We start from the raw sequence: 20,091 nt of genomic DNA on the forward strand, positions 1-20,091 counted from the left end.
TCGGGCTGGTGGTGTGGATTCGGCGGGTGCGCACGGCCTCGGGGGCCACTGCGGTTCAGATCGCCGAATCGGTCGACGGCCGCCGGCGGATCGTCCGGCATGTGGGGTCGGCCCGCGATGACGCTGAACTGGGACTACTCGTCGAGGAGGCTCGGCGGTTGTTGGCCGATGATGCCCAGCGGGAGCTCGATCTGGGAATCACCCCGAAGGCCGTCAAAGCCGAGTTGGTAGGCCCGCCGGCCGCGACGCTGTTCACCGACGCTGGTGGTGGGCCCGCGCCGCGGCAGCTGGTCACCCGAGCTCAGGTCTTGAAGTCCTGCAGCGGACTGCTCTACGACGCCCTCGCCGGTGTGTACGCCGACCTGGGCTTCGACGACGCGGTCGACGATCGAGTGTACCGGGATCTGGTGATCGCTCGGGTGGTGGAGCCGACCAGCCTGCTTGATGTTGATCGAGTGCTGGCCGAGATGGGCCGCGCATCGGCATCGCTGTCGACACGTAAACGGACGTTGCGTCGTGCGTCGTCGGGTGGCTACCGTGCTCAGATCGCCGCCGCATGTTTCAAAACCGCTTGCGCCACAGGTGATCTGAGCCTAGTGCTCTACGACGTCACGACCCTGTATTTCGAGGCCGACAAAGAAGACGACCTGCGTAAAGTCGGGTATTCCAAGGAGCGCCGCGTCGATCCGCAGATCGTGGTGGGGCTGTTGGTCGACAGGCGTGGGTTCCCGCTGGAGATCGGGTGCTTCGAAGGCAACAAGGCGGAGACGCTGACCATCGTGCCGATCGTGAAAGCGTTCCAAACGCGTCACCAGGTCGCCGACATGGTCGTCGTCGCCGACGCCGGCATGCTGTCGGCCACGAACCTGCGTGACCTCGATGAGGCCGGGTTGCGGTTCATCGTCGGATCCCGCGTGACCAAGGCGCCGGGCGATCTGGCATCCCACTTCCATTGGCACGGTGATTTGTTCACCGACGGCCAGATCATCGACACCATCACCCCACGCGACCAACGCGGCACCGACACCAAGAGTAGCGACCCGAAACTCAAAGCCGAACCGGTCTGGAACCCGAATACACACCCGAAATCGTGGCGGGCGGTGTGGGCCTACTCGACCAAACGCGCAGTGCGCGACACCAAGACGCTGAACCTGCAGGAGCACAAGGCCCGCGCTGTCGTCGCCGGCGACAAGACCGCCCGCACACCGCGATTCGTTACAGTTCGAAACGGCTCCCGCACACTCGACGAGGCCTCCCTGCAGCGGGCACGCCATCTGGTCGGCCTCAAGGGCTACGTCACCAACATCGAGGTCGCACTCATGCCCGCAACCGAGATCATCGCCAGCTACCACGACCTATGGCGAGTCGAACAGTCGTTCCGGATGTCGAAATCCGATCTCGCCGCCCGGCCGATGTTCGCCCGCACCCGCGACGCCATCGAAGCCCACCTGACCATAGTGTTCACCGCCCTGGCGCTCAGCCGCGAAGTCCAGACACGAACCCGACTGTCACTGCGACGGTTCCTGCACACCCTCAAGCCACTGCGCAGCGCCACCATCGACATCAACGGCGTCATCGCCACCTACCCACCCGCACTGAACCCCGAGGTCGAGGCGATACTCGACGCCCTCAAGCCCACGAAATCAAGGCACTAAGCCAAATGACCCAACTCGGGTCGAAATGGAACGGATCCTGGAAAACTGTCTCATCTCGGTTGCCTGACGGATGCCAGAACACCACGCGGTCACCGGCTTTGAGGTCCTGGCCGCCGATGGTGACATCTCTGGTGGCCGTCCGCCCGAATATCAGCACGGGGCTCGACCAGCGCAGGATTTCGTCTGCGGCCGAGGGTGATAGCTCTGGGTTGGCACGCAGTTCGGCGAACTGGTCTGGGTGGTCGAGCAGCGCAATGAGGCCCATCGTTAACGCGTTTCGTGTGGTTTCACTGCCGGCGATGGACAGCAGAAGGAAGAACATCTCGAGCTCGAAACCGTCGAGTTGCTCGGCGAGCTTTGTCCATACGTCATCAGCTGGATTCGCCCGCTTGTCGGCGGTGATGCGTTGGGCGTACTCGAACACTTCGGTCTGCAGCCCGAGCCGGTCGTCTTCGGTGTATTTGCCGTACGGGTCACCGGATTCGAGGAGATGATCGGTGCGTTCAAAGACCCATGACCGGTCGTCCTCGGGGATGCCGATGATGTCGGCGATCAGATGCATCGGCACTTGGTAGGCGATATCGCGCACGAAATCGCAGGTGTGTCCGACTGCGGCTTGGAGGATGCGGGCAGTTCGATCGATGAGGCGCTGCTCGAGGGCGCCGATCATGCGCGGGGTGAATTCTGAGGAGATGATCCGTCGCATCTCGACGTGATCGGGCGGATCCAGCGTAATCAGCGAGCGCCCAGCCGAGATCAGCGGATTCGGCGCCAACATCGGCCCGTCGAACGACGCGAAGGTCTTCCAGTCGCGGTTGGCCTGTTGGATTTCGCCGTGCGCCACGATCGACCAGAACGGAATTGCGGTGATACCCAAGCGCCCCTCAACGGGCGGATGAAGGTGAACAGGCCCCCGTGCGCGCAGTTCGGTGAAGACTTCGTGCGGGAACCCGTTTCGGTAGAGCTGCGGGTCGGTGAGGTCGACATCGAGAATCTGTGTCATGAATTCTCCTCGGTGACTGTCGGCATGGCGCAGGACTGGACTGCTTGGCAAACCAAGGTATGCACTGCTGCCGCGTCGGTCGCTTCGCCGAGCAGCAACCGTCGGTAGACCAGCGCCCCGGCAAGCATGTCGACAAGCGTTTCGGCGTCTGTCGTCTGCCCGATGTCGCCGCGTCGACGTGCGCGCTCGACCGCTTCGATGGCTTGCTGCCGCGATTGTGCAACGAAGGTGCGCAGAGTCTGTTGGATGGCAGGGTCATTGGCGGCCTCGGCCAGAAGCGACGGCAGCAACGCCGCCAGTTCGGGTCGAGTCAGCAGGTCGGCGATGGGCAGGACAGCCGCGAACAGATCCTCGACGAACGAGCCAGAATCTGACGCCTGGACCGGACGCGTGACCGCCGCAGCGGCGTACTGAAACAGGTCAGTCTTACTCGGCCAGCGCCGGTAGATCGTGCCGCGACCGACGCCCGCGCGGGCGGCAATCCCCTCGATGGTCGCGCCGCCCCACCCTTTGGCTCCCACCTCGGCGACCGTCGCATCCACAATCGCCGCATCCAGTCGGTTGTCGCGGGGCCGGCCGCGCCGAGGAGTTGGCCGCTCGACTGCCAGCGGCGTCTCCACGCTTCCCGACATGAACCGATACTGAACTAGTTAGTTCCGGAAATCAAGCATTCCGTAATTATGGGTGGTTGGCTGGGGGGCGAGGCAGTCGTGACGCGGTCGCGAATCGGCGCCCGTGGTGACGGGCAACGGTGGGGGCCCACCCCTCAGCGCAACTGCGATACCGTCACTGTGACGAATCGGGCCACTTGGTCCGGCGGCATCGAACGTGGTCGGCATCCGTCGGTGCCAGATCGGTCTGAACTGTCAGTTCTCATCCGATCTGAAGCATTCTCATTTGATGTGACACATCGGCGCGCCTTTCTCATTTGATCTGATACAGCCGGTACCGTTCTGGGCATGTCGATGCTGGCCGGTGATGCTGTTGCCGCGGGCCGGTGCGATGCGGTGTTTGAGGTAGCCGACGTGGATGGGACTTCCCGTCTTCCATTGGAGTTGGCTCATGGGATCCGGTTCGATGTCGATTGCGAGCCGGTGCGGTCGTTTCCGTCGTTTCGTGGGCAACGGAATTTTCCTGGGCTGTGGTGGTTCGCGACGACGCGCCGGCACATCGGTTATGAATCGTGGGTTGAGCGGGATCAGCTGATGGCATTGGATGCTAATCCTGAAACCGTTGGCGTTGCCTCCCAACCTTTTCGGCTGCGATGGCCCGATGGCCGTCATCATGTGCCCGACTACTACGCTCGCAGATCCGACGGCACGGTCGTGATCGTCGATGTTCGTCCCGATGACCGGATTCCTGAGTCTGATGCGGAGTTGTTCGCCCGCTCGGAGGTCGTGTGCATTGCGGCCGGCTGGCAGTACCGGCGCGTCGGTGTATTGGACCCTGTGCTGGCGGCGAACCTGCGGTGGCTGTCTGGGTACCGGCATCCGAGAGCGTTGCGACCTGGCGTGGCGGCAGAACTGTTGAGCTGTTTCGCCCGCGAGCAGCCCCTTCTGGAGGGCGCGACGGCGGTGGGCGACCCGCTGGTGGTGCTGCCTGTGCTGTTCCATCTGCTCTGGCATCGACGCTTGGTGGTCGATCTGTCCCGGACGGTCCTCGACGATCGGACGGCAGTGAGCGCGGCAGCGTTATGAGTTCGCTTCGAGGCGGTGTGATCCGTGAAGGCGATGAAATCCGTCTAGGTTCACGGGTTTTCACGGTCGCAAGTCTGGCCGGAGGATCGGTACGGCTTGTCGACGCTGTTGGTGAACGCACAACCGTTCCCCTGTCGATGGTATTGGCCGATTCGACTCTGGAGGTTCTGGCGGGGTCACGACCGGTGCTGTGGTCTGTTGAGGCGCTCGAAGGTGTCCCCGAGGAGGTCGCTGATCGCGCACGATGGTGGGAGCAGCACATCGTTGAGGTATTGACCGGGCGCCGACCCGAAAGTCCGCCTGGGCAGCCAATCCGGCCAGAGTTCGATCCGGCGGTCCGATCCCTTCGCCAGAGGGAGCTGACCAAGCTTGAGGAGCTTCGAGCAGCCGGTCACGATCTGGCGTTGATCACCCTGCAGCGTCAGCGATCTCGCTACGAGGCCAAAGGTCTTCTGGGATTGGTGGACGGCCGCTATCTCGCCAAACGTCCAGTGTTGGGCCGTGTCGATGAGCGTGTCGTTGCCGTGGTCCGGCGTCTGATCGACAACGAAACTGAGCTATCAACCGGCACGGTGAGCAGACTTCAGCGCAAGCTGGAGAAGGCGCTGTTGGCCGAATACGGTCCCGACGACGCCCCGAAGGCCCCGTCACAGGCGACCTTCTACCGGCTCGTCAAACGCCTGGAGGAAGGCAAACACACCTTCGGTTCCGCCCGTACTCGCAGGTCATTGGCCAAGCAACCCGACGGCCCCTTCGGCACGGTAACCGCGGCCCGTCCCGGTGAAATGGTGGAAATCGACTCCACCCCGCTGGACGTGCGGGTGGTCCTTGACGACGGTGTAGTCGATCGGGTGGAGCTGACCGCCATGGTCGACAACGTCACCCGCTCGATCCCGGCGGCAGTTCTGCGGCCCACCACCAAGGCCGTCGATGCCGCGCTGCTGTTGGCCAAGGCGCTGACCCCAGAGCCGATGCGCCCGGGTTGGTCCGATGCGTTGCGGTTGTCACGCTCGGTGTTGCCGCATCGGCGTTTGACCGATATCGATCAACGGCTCGCCGATGCCGCGGCTCGCCCGGTGATCGCTCCCGAGACCATCGTCTGTGATCACGGGAAAGCGTTTCTCTCCAAGACATTTGAGCAGGCGTGCTGCTCACTGGGCATCAACCTGCAACCCGCTCATCCGGATCAGCCCACCGACAAACCGAAGGTGGAACGCACCCTGCAGTCGGTGGGTACATTGTTCGCCCAGTATGTCGCCGGGTATGTCGGTTCCAGCGTGGAACGTCGCGGCAAGAACGCCGACCAGGACGCAGTGTGGTCGCTGGTGGAACTGCAGGCGTTGCTCGATGAGTGGCTCGTCGCGGTGTGGCAGAACCGTCCCCACGACGGACTACGTGACCCGGTGACCCCGGGCAAAGCGCTGACGCCGAACGAGAAGTTCGCGGCCCTGGTCGAAGTCGCTGGTTACGTCCCGGTGCCTCTGAGCGCTGATGCTTACATCGAGTTGTTGCCCGCGACGTGGCGCACCATCGGCTCAGCGGGTATCCGGGTCAATCACCGGACCTACGATGCCCGGGCATTGAACCCGTACCGGCGAGTCGACTCTGGGGTTCGTTCCCGCAACGGCCGGTGGGAGGTTCATTACGACCCCTATGACGTCTCTCAGATTTGGGTTCGCAATCACCACGACGACGGTTGGATCACCGCGACCTGGACCCACATGCGCACCGCTGCAGTGCCGTTCGGGGACACCGTGTGGAAACAGGCCCAAGCGATCGTCGCCGAAAGGGGCGCAGATCCGGTGACCGAAGCCGAGATCGCGGCGGCGGCCGACGCCCTGCTGGACCGTGCCGAACGCGGCCCCGACACCCAGCAGGACCCGCCAGCAGCTCGACGCGCAGCCGCCAGGGCCCGATCCATCCCCGAGCCGTCCTGGCCACACCCCAGTGTCGAGGGCACCAACCAGAACCAGGAACCGTCTGAGGTGAGCACCGACAGGCCAGCGAACTCCGACGATGACGATCTTGCTGATGTCATCCCGTTGCCGGTGTTCGACGCACGTAAGGAGGCCGAGCAGTGGCATTGGTGAGTCCGATCAGTCAACTCGAGGAGCGCCGGCAGCCGACGACAACCCTGGAAGGGTGGCGACGGTTCATTGACGCTGACCGGCCTGAATTCACCTTGCTGCCCGACCAAGACTGGTCCGATCTCGACGATGCTGATCGGATCGCCTACAACGAGGCCAGGGTGGCCCACCATTCCGAGCTCGTCGTGGTGACCACCTCGGCGATCCAGAAGATCACCAACGAGGGTCAGCTGCTCACTTTGCTGAATCAACGCGAGATCGGCGCCCGGCGAGGGCTGATCGTCTCCGGTGGCGCAGCCACCGGAAAGACCACGGCCATCAAACAACTCGGCCGGTTCCACGAACTTCGGATCCGCACCCGTTACTCGGACAAAACCCGCATCCCTGTCGTCTACGTGACCGCTCCACCGAAGGGCTCAGCACGCAAGCTCGCAATGGAATTCGCCCGCTTCCTCGGGCTTCCACCGGTACGACGGATGAACGTCACCGATATCGCCGACGCGGTGTGCCAAGTGCTCATCGATGCGCGTACCGACATAGTGGTCGTCGACGAGATCCATAACCTCAATCTCGATACCCGTGCCGGAGAAGAACTTTCCGATCACCTCAAGTACTTCACCGAACACCTGCCCGCGACCTTCGTCTACGCCGGCATTGACGTCGAACGCTCCGGAGTGTTTACCGGTACTCGCGGCCGCCAGCTTGCCGGGCGCTGCGGTGTCATCAACACAGCGGCCTTCCCGTATGGGCAGGAGTGGCGGGCTCTGGTCGCCGCGATGGAGGGAACCCTGCGACTGCACCGACACGAGCCGGGCACGCTCGTGCGCCAGACGAAACACCTGCACCAGCGCACCGGCGGAATGATCGGAAGCCTCGCCCACCTCATCCGCTCGGCAGCCATCCGGGCAATGCTGGACCACACCGAACACATCGACCGCGAGGGCTTGGACAGCGTCCTCATCGACTACGCGGCTCAGGCCTCAGCCCAACGCAGCGCCGGATAGCAGTGATCACCGACTGGCCCCGACTCCCACCACGACCACTTCCGCAGTCAGTCACCGCATTTCGCGATGAGACCGTGTACTCCTTCACCACCCGACTCGCCCACGCCAACAGAATCCCACCCCAAAGCCTGCGCGACTACGCCGCACGCGAGAGCCATTACGTCGACCCTGAGCGCCTCGCCCGCCTCAGCGGCTACCCACGACATGTCCTCTGCGCCCGACTGCGGGGCCTGACCGCTGATGAACGTGATCTCACCCGCCAGCGGGCACGTGCCCGCCCGATTTGCCGGTACTGCACAGCACGGCGAGGGGTGCCCCAGCCGGTCCATTGCTGGTTGCCCGACCACCTCACCGTCTGTCATCGCCACGGCCGCTGGATTGGCCCCTCCGCCCAGCGATGGGACGATCAGATGTCACTGAAACACCATCCAGCTGTTGCCCGATCTGCCAGGGCACATCATGCCCTGGCCAAGCGCAATGCCCCCGACATCGTTGAGCTAGCGATCAACGACGCATCACGTATAGTGCTGCGGCAGCGCCGATTCCGACGGGATGACGGTCTCGGTGATAGCGCGGCCACCGGTATCGCATTACGGGGGCGATGGGCCAGCATCTCAACGGTCAACCTGCACATCGCCACCTACGTCGAAACAGTCCGGATGGCCGCAGTCATCATTGACCAGCGGCCAGCATTGTTGAACCGCACCGGCGATCCCAGTGTCGCCCGCGTAGCTCTCTTGGCAGCCGCGAACGCAGTGTTCGGCGCCGAGGATGAGACGGCGACCACCGCGGCCCTCGACGGCTGGCTGAACAACCAGCAGATCATCCGGAAGTCCCGCGATAAATCAATGATCGTTCATACCTGATGCAAAAGTCTTTATCTTGCAACCATATTCGTAGGAAAACCCATTGCCAGCCGACCGTGAGGCATACGTAGATGGAAATACTAGACGAGCTAGAAAGCTAGGCCGCCGATCAGGATGACAATACCCAGTCCGATCAGAACAATCGGGAACAGGATGTGTTCCCATCGTTCGAGGATCTCCGCGATCGGGCGGCGGGTGGCAACATATCTGGCGATGACCACCAGCACCCCGACGAGAAGAAGGAAGACGACGCAGTAGGCCACGACGGCTGCGTGTCCGACGCTGAGGAAGACCGGGACGTAGACGCCGACGTTGTCGCCGCCGTTGGCGAAGGTCACGCCAGCGACCGCCCAGACGCTGACGGTCTTGCCCGCAACCTTCGCGTCACCATCATCGTCACCGTTTCCGCGCCAGGCTTGCCAAGCCGCCTTCAGTCCCAGGGCGAGGGGGATGAGTCCGAAGAACGGGATGACGTCGGGCGGCAGGAATGCGCCCGCACCTAGGGTCACGAGGACGGCGGCGCCGAGAATTCCAGCGAATCCCAGGTATTGGCCGGCGGTGATCCGGGAGGTGGTCCCGCGTTGTCCTGCGCCGCGGGCGAAGAACAGTGAAAGCACGATGATGTCGTCGATGTTGGTGACGATGAACAGCCCGATCGCGGGCAGAACCGACGACAGGATCATGGGTGTGTGCCATCGGTGGTCACGACGGGGCACCCACTGCGGTCGCGGTGGCTAGGTTGGTTGACCGCTGTGCGGTGAGTGCGGTCAGTGCTGTGGTGCGGCCGGCGCGCACACCGTTGGCGATGACCACGATTTCGGCGAGTTCATGGACGAGCACGACGGCGGCCAACCCGAGCACCCCGAACAAAGCCAGCGGCATCAGCACAATGATCAGTCCGAGGGATAGGCCGACGTTTTGCAGCATGATCCGTCGGGCGCGGCGGGCATGGGTGAATGTTTGTGGCAGGTGGCGTAGGTCTTCACCCATGAGTGCGACGTCGGCGGTTTCGATGGCGACGTCGGTGCCCATGGCGCCCATCGCGATGCCGAGGTCGGCGGTAGCCAGTGCGGGGGCGTCGTTGACGCCATCGCCGACCATCGCGGTGGGGCGCTGGGTGCGGAGCTGTTCGATCAGTCGGGCTTTGTCTTCGGGGCGCAGATCGGCGTGCACGGTGTCGATGCCGACTTCGCGGGCCAGGGCGGCCGCGGTGGCGTGGTTGTCGCCGGTGAGCATCGCCACCTGGTAGCCGTCGCGGCGCAGCTGGGTGATGACTTCGGTTGCCTCGGGCCGCAATTCGTCACGCACGGCGATGGCACCGATCACCTGTCCGTTGTCTTCGACCAGGACGGCGGTGGCTCCGGCCTGCTGCATCCGGGTGACCTCGGCGGTGAGCGGACCTCGGTCGAGCCAGCCGGGGCGGCCCAGCCGGATGCGGTGCCCGTCGCGGTGGCCGGTGAGTCCGGCGCCGGTGACTGCCTCGACGTCGGCGGCGGGGGTGACGGTGCCGGCGGCGGCCAGGATCGCCGCGGCCAGGGGGTGTTCACTGCGGGCCTCTACGGCGGCCGCGAGGTCCAGGACGTGCTCGGGGGTGACGTCGGGGGTGGTGGCCACCTCGATGACGGTGGGCCGGTTGGCGGTGAGGGTACCGGTCTTATCCAGGGCGACCCCACGGATCCTGCCCAGCGCTTCCAGCGCGGCGCCACCTTTGACCAGGGCGCCCAGCTTGCTGGCGGCGCCGATGGCGGCGACGACCGTGACCGGTACCGAAATCGCCAGAGCACAGGGCGAGGCGGCGACCAGCACCACCAGAGCGCGTTCGATCCAGGTGGCGGGGTCACCGAGCAGGCTCCCCGCGACGGCGATCAGGGCGGCGGCGATCATCACGGCGGGGACCAGGGGTTTGGCGATGCGGTCAGCCAAACGTTGGGCGGCGCCCTTGCGGGACTGCTCGGCTTCCACGATGCGCACGATGCGGGCCAGGGAATTGTCCTCGGCGGTGGTGCTGACTTCTACTTCGAGGGCGCCGGCTCCGTTGATCGACCCGGCGAACACCTCATCACCGGGGCCGGCTTCAACGGGCACTGATTCGCCGGTGATGGCCGAGAGGTCCAGGGCGGTGCGGCCCCGGGTGATGATGCCGTCAGTGGCGACTCGTTCTCCGGGTTTGACGACCATGAGGTCACCGATGCGCAATTCTGTTGGCGCGATGGTTGTTTCGGTGCCGTCGCGGCGAACGGTGGCCTCATCGGGCACCAGCGACAGTAGTGCGCGCAGTCCGCGGCGGGTGCGGGCCAGCGAGTATTCCTCCAGGCCTTCGCTGATGGAGAACAGGAACGCCAGCATCGCGGCCTCACCGACCTCGCCGAGCAGCACCGCGCCCACGGCGGCGATGGTCATCAGCGTGCCGACCCCGATCTTGCCCTTGGCCAGCCGCCCCAGGGTGGACGGCACGAAGGTATAGGCGCCGGCCAGCAGCGCCGCTGCCTCCAACGTGAGCACCACCGGGTCGGCGGCGCCGACCAGGTTGGCGATCAACGCCGCCAGCAGCAGTACCCCGGAGAGCGCGGCGAACTGCAATTCTGTGATCTGCCAGAGCCGTTCGGGTTCACGCTCCTGCTCCTCGGCGCTGCGGGGTTCGTCGCTGCCGCAGCCACAGGCATCGCTCATTGCCGCGTCTCCTCGGTGTCGATCGCCGCACCCCGGGCGCCGGTTCCATAGGTGGGACACAACGCCACCGCGTTGCCGGTGGCCGCCAGCAGCGTTTCCGCCGCAGCGAGCACGTCCAGCAGCTCGGGGCGAGACAAGGAATAGAACACCTGACGGCCTTCTGGGCGGCCGGTGACCAGCCCACAGTCCCGCAGGCACGCCACGTGCGCGGAGACGGTGGATTGCGCCAACCCCAGCTCACCGATCAGATCGACAACTCGCGCCTCCCCGTCAGCCAGGCGGCGCACGATCGTCAACCGCGTCGCATCGGAGAGACTGTGGAACAGTGCCACCGCGGCATCGAGGTCGGACGTGTTGCCGGCCAGGCAGGTGTCCCGCTTATTCATCGTCACACAACGATGATAACCATCGAAGCCGATTTAGCGAAAGGGGCGCATTCGTGACAGCCATTCTCGGAGCTGCTCCCGGTCGCGGCGAGCGTCGCAGACGAATTCGGTCGTGCATCAGATCGGCTGATAAAGCTGGTCAAGTGGAATTCTCATCCGATCTGATACACCGCAGTTCAGCTCACTGGTCCTGTGTCAGATCAAATGAGAACGGACATGAACCGTCAGGCGTGCCAGATCGTTCTGAACCGTCAGGCGTGCCAGATCGTTCTGAACCGTCAGGCATCCCGGGTCGGCGCTCCCGGGTAGTGGCGAGTGTCGGCCTGTGCGCCATGGAGTTCGTCAGCCGACATGGTCAGGCCAGCCGCGCCGAATCGGTGCGCGTATCGGATTCGGCGCAGCAATGAGGACGAAACGTCAATGTCCGATTCGGCGAGGCGAGGCCACACCTAGGCCAACTGAATACGTCACAGTGACAAAACGTAGTCGGCCTGTTCCGCAGTGGCGGGGATGGTGCACGGCCGGCGCCCGAAACGGAAGCCAGTCGCATCACCGGGCGTGGAGGCATCATGAGACGCGGCGGCCGTAGGCATCAACGGAAGCTGTGCGGGCTGGGGATCGAACCGGCATGACGGAGGCCGCATCTCTGAGTGCCGCGATCTGATTGCAGTCGATCGCCGACTCCTCGGCGCGGGGGCTTATCGAACGAAAGGCTGGTCACGCCGCGTGTAACGGCGAGTTCCGCACTGGATCATCTGCCGATAAGCTACATTATGTCAACTCAACACATACGCCTATGTCATCTGATGAATCACGGTGTCCGCGGGGTCAGATTTCAGCCGATGCCGACACTTCGGATTCCGCTGCAAGAAAAGCGGTTCGATATCTGCCCGGCGGAGCGCCCTGCCACCGAGCGAAGGTCCGATTGAACGCATATTCCGAGGTGTATCCGACGTCACGGGCTATATGTGCGACCGGGAGTGTGGTGAGCCGGAGTTTGTTCGCGGCCAGTTCCATTCGCCATTTCGTCAGGTACTCGGCCGGCGGGCACCCCACCTCTGTACTGAAGCGGCGCGCGAGCGTCGCACGGGAAACTCCGGCGCTTCTGGCTAGGGTTTCGAGCGTCCACGGATACGCCGGATCACGATGGATCGCCGTGAGCGCTGCGCCGGTGACAGGATCAGTTAGTCCACGTAGCCAAGACGGCGCGTGTTCGGCCACGCGACTTGATTCGAGCCAAACCCGCAACAGCTGAATGAGCATGATGTGCACGATGTGGTCGAGGACCGCGCTGGCACCTAGCCCCGGGTGACCCAGCTCGTCACCTAGCAGCTGCAGCGCACTTCGCAGAGGCGGCGGCGCTGTCAGCGCTGGAACGTGCACAACATCCGGCAACAGGCCGAATGCATTGAACGCCGTCGCAGGATCGTGTTGGAAAGCCGCGCACAAGATGCGGGTAGCCGCCGGCTGAGTGCCCACCGGTAGGTTCTCGCCGGCCCTGACGGCTGCCGCAGCGCCGTCGTGGTCGAAAGGTCGCACCGGAGCGCTGGGGTCGCTGGCCAGCACATGGGTGGGGCCGCTCGGCAGCAGCACGAGATCGCCGGACACAAGAGATAGGGGGCTATGACCGTTCATCAACAAACACGCGGTACCCGCCGTGACCGCGTGGAATGCTGCGCCGGGCATGGCATCTGCATCCATCAGCATCCCCCAGCGCCCCCCGGCGACCACGCTGGCAGCCACCGATCCGCGAACGGACGCCCGCTTGAGGACGTCGGTCAACGTGTCCATCGCGCAAGGGTATTACCGAAAACTTCATTACGGCAGATATCTCGATCCGGTCAGACAAATATATGAGTATTTCAGTCATCGCGGAGATCTGCTCTGCGCTATAGCGTCGACAGGGCCGCAGGTCGGCAGCAGAATGCCGAGCGCTTCACAAGGAGTATTCAGTGCGAGTTCTTATCGTCTACGCCCACCCGAGTCCGGCGTCGCTCAACGCAACGCTGCGGGACCACGCTCTCAGTGTGCTGCAGCGCGAAGGGCACGACGTCCAGTTATCAGACCTCTACGCGATGAATTGGAAAGCCGTCGCCGACGCCGACGACTTCCCTTCGCGAGACGGCTCAGCGCCGTTGAACATCGTTTCGGCGTCCGGAGAAGCCTATCTCGCCGGTTCCCTCACGCGTGACGTCGCAGCCGAACAGGACAAGCTGCTGTGGGCAGACGCCATCATCTTCCAATTCCCCATCTGGTGGTACGGCCTCCCGGCGATCCTCAAGGGCTGGGTCGACAGGGTGTACGCGTACCGCTTCGCATATGGCTATAAGGACGGAACCAACGCCTATCGCTTCGGCGAGGGCATCCTCGCCGGAAAGCGAGCATTGGTTTCAGTGACCGCAGGCGGGCCCGCCGCCGATTACGCACCCCGCGGAATCAATGGCCCGTTGGAAGAACTCCTATTTCCGTTCACCCGTGGGGCACTGTTCTACCCAGGGATGGACGTGTTGCCGATCTTTGCTGTGCATGGCGCGATGTTTCTTGACGATGACGGGGTCCAGCGCGCCCGGGAGGCGCTCGGGCAGCGGCTCATGGGGCTGTTCACCGACACGCCCATCCCCTTCCGCCGCCAAAACGGTGGCGACTACCCCGACAAGCACACCCTGGCTGCGGATGTCGCTCCTGGGGTCTCCGGTCTGGCGGCCCATCTGGGCTAGATTTCGCTGCCCGGATTGAAGAGCCGCTGCCACGCCACGTCCTTCTTCGTCACCGCTCCCCCCTCACGTCGGCATCAGATTGGCCCCGTTCCAGAGCCCATTTGTACCGGAGCTGCGAGGCTCGATGACGCGTGTGCACGGGAAGCGCCTGCCCCGGGTGAACATCGCGCACACTGGGACGTGCAATGGAGCGCAATGGAGAAACGGTGCCGGAAACCAAACCTGTGGCCGAATTCGACTATGTCATCGTGGGAGCAGGCAGCGCGGGTTGCCTGCTCGCCAATCGGCTGAGCGCTGATGCCGATCACCGGGTGCTCCTGATCGAGGCCGGGGGCAAGGACGACTGGTTCTGGATCAAGGTTCCAGTGGGATATCTGTACACGATCGCCAACCCCCGCACCGACTGGTGCTTCACCACTGAGCCCGATCCAGGTCTGGCCGGCCGCAGCATCATTTACGCGCGCGGTCGCGTCATCGGCGGCTGCTCGTCGATCAACGCGATGATCCACATGCGTGGCCAGGCCAGTGATTACGAACTGTGGGCGCAGGCTACCGGTGACGAGCGCTGGTTGTGGGACGGCCCAGACGGTCCTGGCGAGACACTCCAGATCTACAAGGATCTCGAGAACTACTTCGGCGGAGCCGATGAGTGGCATGGGGTGGCCGGTGAGATCCGGGTCGAGCGCCCACGTGTGCGTTGGAAGATCTTGGACGCCTGGCAGGCCGCCGCGGCCCAATCGGGCATCGCGCCGATCGAGGAGTTCAACCGCGGCGACAACTCCGGCAGCGCGTATTTCCACGTCAATCAACGGCGCGGTCGCCGATGGTCTATGGCGGATGCGTTCCTGCACCCCGTCACCCACCGACCCAATCTGACCGTCTACACACAGACCCAAGCCCTCCGGGTGCTGGTGAACGACCAGGTCAGTGACGATCAGCGTCACGGTGCATGGACCACCGCACAGCACCGCGCCACCGGTGTGCGGCTGCTCAGAGACGGCCAGATCGTCGACGTGCATGCCCGCCGAGAGGTGATCCTCAGTGCCGGGGCCATCGGCTCGCCTCATCTGATGCAGGTCTCGGGTATGGGTCCGGCCGAGCTACTCCCCCGGCACGACGTGCCGGTGGTAGTCGACCTGCCGGGGGTCGGCGAGAATCTGCAGGACCATCTTCAACTTCGCACCGTCTACCGCGTCCAGAACGCCCGCACCGTCAACACGCTGTACCGAAATTGGATTACCCGGGCGGGCATGGGAATTCAGTACCTACTCATGCGGTCAGGACCCCTGACGATGCCGCCCTCCACGCTGGGCGCGTTTGCCAAGAGCAGGCCCGAGCTGGCCAGCCCCGATCTCGAGTGGCACGTGCAGCCTCTGTCGCTGCCGAAGTTCGGCGAACCCTTGCACCCGTACGGCGCCATCACTCCCTCGGTCTGCAACTTGCGGCCCACCTCCCGTGGCCATGTACGGCTGGCCGATGCGGATCCGCTGATCCCCCCGAAGATCTCCTGCAACTATCTGTCCACCGACGCCGATCGTGACGTCGCCGTGTGCGGACTGCGGATGACACGGCAGATCATGGCGTCGCCCGTCCTCGCCCGCTATTGCCCGCAAGAGGTACTTCCCGGTCCGCGATTGGTCAGCGATGACGACCTACAGGCCGCGGCCCGCGAATTGGGAACCACCATCTTTCACCCGGTCGGCACCTGCGCGATGGGCGCGTTCGATGCGCGCGGTGTGCCGCGGTCGGCCGCCACGGTCCTGGACACCGACTGTCGCGTCTACCGCATTGCCGGCCTTCGGGTCATCGACGCTTCGGCGATGCCCACGATCACGTCCGGAAACACCAACGCCCCAGTGATGCTGATCGCCGAGCGTGCGGCGCGCGCGATCCTGCACTAGTCCGACACCTGTCCAAATCAGTAGGGCGTCGACGGTTCACGGGTGTCGTCGACTCTGTGAGGCTTGCTTTTGGGCGGGTGTGCCGAGCCTCAAGTGTGAGTTCCGGCCCTAGCGGCATTGCATGCGCGCTGGGCCTGTGCTTTGTCGTCGAAGACTTGGTCAACGCCCGGCCCCTCTGCGAACCATTCCCCGGTGTCGAGGTGTCCCACGACGTACGCACCGGACGCGTACAGGCCGGTTCGTACCCGCTTCCACGCCATCGGCCTCGCTGTCGTGCGCAGCCACGACGTGAGCGTGCGGACTGCGCCGCTATCCCCGGCGATGGCTGCGACCGCCGTGGCCTCGTCGCCGTCGTCAGGCACCGCGTAGGTCGTCATCAGCCAGCCGAGATTGTCCCCGTCAGTTTCGACGACCACGATCCGGTTACCAACACGAACCGCGTCCGGCTGCCGGACATCGGGTCCGGAGCACCACGGCTCACCCAGACCGCCGCTGGTCCGGATGGCCGCGCGAACAATGTCAGCGGCGGTCATGTCTGCACCACGGACCGGAGCATCTCATCTGCGAGCACTTGCTGCAGAACGCTAGTGCACTGCGCACTAGTTGTTTCATCCGTGGCTGGACCGCACAGCAATGGTGGCGACTGCGCATCGCCCATAGCTCGAGCACCACCCGGAGGGCCGCGGCCACACGGCGCATCTCGTCCAAGCTCAGGAACCCGACGCTCTTTCCAAGCAACGTGGATCGACCGCTGTGGCCTGCGCGGCAAGTACCCGGGTGTTAACGGGTCACAGCAAAGTGCGCCGTATTCATCGGCCGGATCACGGACGCTCCGGCCGGCGCTCTCCCCCAGCTGCCCCGCTATGCGGTCGAAATGAGCGTCTCGGCAGTGGAGCGCGCCACGGTGAGGCGGCGGCGGTCACGCAGCAGGGCGCCCAGTGATGTTTCCGCGGACAGGTGCGCCAGCTCGCTCACCCGGTCCGGAGCCGATCCGTCGCGACGGTAGCGGTACTGAAGTCCCTCATTCATGGCCAGCGCCGCTGAGGTGGCCGAATCCGGTTCGACGCCGAGGAATTCACCAGTCTTCTGGCCCTGCCGGATCACTGTGCTCATGAGCTCGCCCAGCTCGCGGTAATCGGCGAAGAAGTACTTGCCGAACTCATCGGGCTGGGCGAGTGCGACGCTCTCGAGATCATAGAAATCCAGCGGCGCCGAGCACATCTGCACGACATCGACGTAGATGATCCGATAGAGCCGCGCTGATGCCGGCTCCGGACGGTTGACCATCTCACGTGCGATCTCGAGCGACTCCCGATTCTTGTCGATGAGTTCCTGCACGATGGCCTCCTTGTTGGGAAACCAGTAGTACAACGAGGACTGGCCCAGTCCAGCTGCGCGAGCAATGGCACTCACGCTGGTCTGTGCATAACCGTCAGCGGCGAACAAGTTCGCCGCTGCGGCGACGATGTCCTCGCGCGGTGACTCTGCGTGCATGTTGCTGTTGCGCGGTCGGCCCACCCTCGCCGCGTCACCCTTGCCCATACCGAGATAGTGGATCATCGGAGCACCCTTTACCACTCCGAAACAGTCAGGACACGGCCAGGAAATCGCCCGCCACGAGGGTTTCGATAGGTCATCGAAACTGAGTCGAAGTGCGACGTGCGAAGGAGTCCTCATGACGACCACCGACCCGACCGCCGACATCGACGTCGTCAAGGAGCAACTGCGTCAGTCCGGTGTCAAGTACGCCATCGCGAGCTTCGTCGACATTCACGGGGTCTCGAAGGGCAAGTTCGTCCCGATCGACCATCTGGACAACATGCTGGACGGCTCCGAGCTGTTCACCGGCGCCGCACTCGACGGCCTGCCCCAGGACGTCAGCGACGAGGAGCTCTCCGCGCGCCCAGACCTGTCCCGGTGGTTCCAACTACCGTGGAACAAGGAGTTCGCGTACTTTCCCAGCAGCCTGTATACGGCCGGGCAGCCGTTCACGGCATCCTCCCGCGACATCCTGAAGCGACAGCTTGGGCTCGCCGCGGATCTCGGTTACAGCTTCAATCTGGGTGTCGAGACCGAGTTCTTCGTCCTGCAGGACTCCGCAGCCGGACCCACTGAGGTCAGCGACCGGGATACCCTCGCCAAGGCGGCCTATAACGTGTCGACCACTCTTGACAACGCGAGCTGGCTCGGCGAGCTCGTCTCGGCGATGAATGAATTGGGTTGGGATGTCTACTCGTTCGACCACGAAGACGCGTGCGGCCAGTTCGAGATCGACTTCACCTACACCGATGCGCTCCTGATGGCTGACCGCTTCGTCTTCTTCCGCATGATGGCCAACGAAATTGCCCGCAAGCACGGCCATTTCGCCTCGTTCATGCCCAAGCCCTTCGCCGATCGAACTGGTTCGGGAGCGCACTTCAACATGTCACTGGCCGACCTCGACACCGGTGCGAACCTCTTCGCCACCGGCGACGACCCGCGCGGACTCGGTGTCTCAGCGCTCGGATACCACTTCATCGCCGGCGTGCTTCGGCACCTGCCCGCCATCACCGCGGTCATCGCGCCCACGGTCAACAGCTACAAGCGCCTGGTGCGTCAGGGCAGCATGTCCGGATCGACCTGGGCTCCGGTCTTCGTCAGCTACGGCAACAACAACCGGACGAACTCGCTGCGAATCCCGCTGGCCGGCGGCCGGGTCGAGTGCCGTGCGGCCGACATCAGCTGCAATCCCTACCTCGGGGCCGCAATCGTGCTTGCCGCAGGCCTGGAGGGGATCCGTGAGCGGCTCGACCCCGGTGACCCGCGCACCGAGAACATGTACCGCTACACCGACGCCCAGATCGCCGAACTCGGCATCGCGCAGTTGCCCCGCAGCCTCGGCGAGGCCATCGACGAATTCCGGGCCGACAGCCTGTCGCGCGAGGTCTTCGGCGACGAGTTGTATCAGGCCTTCATCGACTACAAAACCGAAGAATGGGAGTCCTACCAGGCGCATGTGTCGTCGTGGGAAACCGACCGCTACCTGAAATTCTTCTGAGGTGTCTGCGGCATCTCGTTTTGAGCTGGGCGCCTTCGTCACCGAGTGCGGCGCGGAGCTCCCCGACGCGGAGTTGTCGTATCGAACCTACGGGGCGCTCAATTCGACGGGCACCAACTGTGTGCTGCTGCCGAGCTATTACACCGGAACGCACCGCAGCTACGAGCCGTGGATTGGCTCCGGCGTCGCCTTCGACCCCGCCGATTGGTTCGTCGTCGCCGTCGACATGTTCGGCAACGGTCTGTCGAGCTCACCGTCGAACACCACTGACAGCGCATGCTTTCCGCTCGTCACGGTGGCCGACAACGTGCGGGCTCAACGTCTGCTGCTCGACTCGCTCGGGGTGCGCAGCATTGCGATCGCCGCGGGATGGTCGATGGGAGCGATGCAGTGCTACGAGTGGGCGGTCCGCTTCCCCGATATGGTCCGGTCCCTGTTACCGATCTGCGGTAGCGCCCGGTGTTCGGAGTTCAACCGGGTGTTTCTCGACGGAATCTCTGCGACGCTGCGCGCCGATCCCGGGTACCTGACGTCCGACTGTGCGCCGACGGCGGGGCTGCGCGCGTTCGGGATTGTTTACGCGGGTTGGGCGTATTCTCGAGATTTCTTCGCCCACGGCACCTATCGCGAACTCGGTTATGAATCGGTGGACGCAGTCCTGGACAGTTGGGCTGATGACCACGCCGCGATGCACCCCGGGAACCTCATGGCCATGCTGGCCACCTGGCGTGCGGCCGACGTGGGGCGCTCGGTGCCCGGTGGGTGGAATTCTGCGTTGGCCACGATCCGCGCCGAGACGATCGTGATGCCGGGAACCACCGACGCCTACTTCACCCTCGCCGACAACGTCACCGAGTGCGCACTCATTGCCGGCGGCGAAATGCGGCCCATCGATTCAGACCTCGGTCACATCGCCGGACGGCCGGGCATCCGGGCGCGGGAGACGGCGCAGGTCACTGGGGCGGCACGTGAGCTTCTCGATCGGGTGCGGGTGTAGGCAGAGGTTTGCCTGACCGGGTTGCTCTGGCCGATCGACGGGAACACCGAGGGACCAGCAGTACCTGCGCC

The 20,091-nt window shown here is 64.3% G+C and carries 17 protein-coding genes; 9 read left to right on the plus strand and 8 right to left on the minus strand.

All coding sequences use genetic code 11. The annotated features are described in order from the left end of the window. The first annotated feature begins 8 nt into the window (after nt 1-8). Nucleotides 9-1,655, plus strand: coding sequence for an IS1634 family transposase (locus tag ACEWX3_RS13830; protein ID WP_374158303.1), 1,647 nt, complete (start codon nt 9-11; stop codon nt 1,653-1,655). On the opposite strand, the gene ACEWX3_RS13835 is transcribed toward ACEWX3_RS13830, so the two are convergent. Next, nucleotides 1,630-2,658, minus strand: coding sequence for a cytochrome P450 (locus ACEWX3_RS13835; protein WP_374159710.1), 1,029 nt, complete (start codon nt 2,656-2,658; stop codon nt 1,630-1,632). The genes ACEWX3_RS13830 and ACEWX3_RS13835 overlap by 26 nt on opposite strands. Beyond that, nucleotides 2,655-3,290 carry a TetR/AcrR family transcriptional regulator gene (locus tag ACEWX3_RS13840; protein WP_374159711.1) on the minus strand — a complete coding sequence of 212 codons (636 nt, stop codon included), beginning with the start codon at nt 3,288-3,290 and terminating at the stop codon, nt 2,655-2,657. Before ACEWX3_RS13840 ends, ACEWX3_RS13835 begins: the two co-directional genes overlap by 4 nt. Nucleotides 3,291-3,623: 333 nt before the next feature. Between ACEWX3_RS13840 and ACEWX3_RS13845 the strand changes: the two genes are divergently transcribed. From ACEWX3_RS13845 to ACEWX3_RS13860, 4 genes are all read left to right on the plus strand, one after another. Next, complete coding sequence (locus ACEWX3_RS13845) at nt 3,624-4,355, plus strand: TnsA-like heteromeric transposase endonuclease subunit (protein WP_235718637.1); 732 nt, start codon at nt 3,624-3,626, stop codon at nt 4,353-4,355. 137 nt (nt 4,356-4,492) lie between these two features. Continuing rightward, nucleotides 4,493-6,445: a Mu transposase C-terminal domain-containing protein gene (locus ACEWX3_RS13850; RefSeq protein ID WP_036372924.1), complete on the plus strand. Its 1,953-nt coding sequence runs from the start codon at nt 4,493-4,495 to the stop codon at nt 6,443-6,445. Continuing rightward, nucleotides 6,433-7,446 carry a TniB family NTP-binding protein gene (locus tag ACEWX3_RS13855; protein ID WP_011891572.1) on the plus strand — a complete coding sequence of 338 codons (1,014 nt, stop codon included), beginning with the start codon at nt 6,433-6,435 and terminating at the stop codon, nt 7,444-7,446. Before ACEWX3_RS13850 ends, ACEWX3_RS13855 begins: the two co-directional genes overlap by 13 nt. Nucleotides 7,447-7,448: 2 nt before the next feature. Continuing rightward, entirely contained in the window at nt 7,449-8,312 is an 864-nt protein-coding gene (locus ACEWX3_RS13860; protein ID WP_011891571.1) for a TniQ family protein, read from the plus strand. An 89-nt stretch (nt 8,313-8,401) separates the two neighbouring features. Here the strand turns inward: ACEWX3_RS13860 and ACEWX3_RS13865 are convergent, their stop codons facing one another. The 4 genes from ACEWX3_RS13865 to ACEWX3_RS13880 all read right to left on the minus strand — a co-directional run bounded on the left by ACEWX3_RS13865 (nt 8,402) and on the right by ACEWX3_RS13880 (nt 13,159). After that, nucleotides 8,402-8,995 carry a cadmium resistance transporter gene (locus ACEWX3_RS13865; protein WP_011894055.1) on the minus strand — a complete coding sequence of 198 codons (594 nt, stop codon included), beginning with the start codon at nt 8,993-8,995 and terminating at the stop codon, nt 8,402-8,404. Nucleotides 8,996-9,014: 19 nt separating this feature from the next. After that, nucleotides 9,015-10,982, minus strand: coding sequence for a cation-translocating P-type ATPase (locus ACEWX3_RS13870; protein ID WP_011891568.1), 1,968 nt, complete (start codon nt 10,980-10,982; stop codon nt 9,015-9,017). Then, nucleotides 10,979-11,374: a helix-turn-helix transcriptional regulator gene (locus ACEWX3_RS13875; protein ID WP_063840634.1), complete on the minus strand. Its 396-nt coding sequence runs from the start codon at nt 11,372-11,374 to the stop codon at nt 10,979-10,981. The genes ACEWX3_RS13870 and ACEWX3_RS13875 overlap by 4 nt, the downstream gene beginning before the upstream one ends. Before the next feature lie 822 nt (nt 11,375-12,196). Continuing rightward, nucleotides 12,197-13,159, minus strand: a complete 963-nt coding sequence (locus ACEWX3_RS13880) for an AraC family transcriptional regulator (RefSeq protein WP_374159712.1) — start codon at nt 13,157-13,159, stop codon at nt 12,197-12,199. A 161-nt stretch (nt 13,160-13,320) separates the two neighbouring features. Between ACEWX3_RS13880 and ACEWX3_RS13885 the strand changes: the two genes are divergently transcribed. Both ACEWX3_RS13885 and ACEWX3_RS13890 read left to right on the plus strand, forming a co-directional pair. Next, nucleotides 13,321-14,085 carry an NAD(P)H-dependent oxidoreductase gene (locus ACEWX3_RS13885; RefSeq protein WP_374159713.1) on the plus strand — a complete coding sequence of 255 codons (765 nt, stop codon included), beginning with the start codon at nt 13,321-13,323 and terminating at the stop codon, nt 14,083-14,085. 206 nt (nt 14,086-14,291) lie between these two features. Continuing rightward, nucleotides 14,292-15,986, plus strand: a complete 1,695-nt coding sequence (locus ACEWX3_RS13890; RefSeq protein ID WP_374159714.1) for a GMC family oxidoreductase — start codon at nt 14,292-14,294, stop codon at nt 15,984-15,986. A gap of 89 nt (nt 15,987-16,075) precedes the next feature. Here the strand turns inward: ACEWX3_RS13890 and ACEWX3_RS13895 are convergent, their stop codons facing one another. After that, entirely contained in the window at nt 16,076-16,519 is a 444-nt protein-coding gene (locus ACEWX3_RS13895) for a hypothetical protein (RefSeq protein ID WP_374159715.1), read from the minus strand. Nucleotides 16,520-16,847: 328 nt separating this feature from the next. Further along, a complete protein-coding gene (locus tag ACEWX3_RS13900) occupies nt 16,848-17,546 on the minus strand; it encodes a TetR/AcrR family transcriptional regulator (RefSeq protein ID WP_374159716.1) in 699 nt (232 codons plus the stop codon). 115 nt (nt 17,547-17,661) lie between these two features. Here ACEWX3_RS13900 and glnT point away from each other — a divergent pair, with 115 nt between their 5' ends. Beyond that, entirely contained in the window at nt 17,662-19,023 is a 1,362-nt protein-coding gene (glnT, locus tag ACEWX3_RS13905; protein ID WP_207067330.1) for a type III glutamate--ammonia ligase, read from the plus strand. Between the two features lies 1 nt (nt 19,024). Then, a complete protein-coding gene (locus ACEWX3_RS13910) occupies nt 19,025-20,020 on the plus strand; it encodes an alpha/beta fold hydrolase (RefSeq protein WP_207067331.1) in 996 nt (331 codons plus the stop codon). Nucleotides 20,021-20,091 lie beyond the last annotated feature (71 nt).

The organism is Mycobacterium sp. G7A2, assembly GCF_041902445.1.
Taxonomy (GTDB): Bacteria; Actinomycetota; Actinomycetes; order Mycobacteriales; family Mycobacteriaceae; genus Mycobacterium.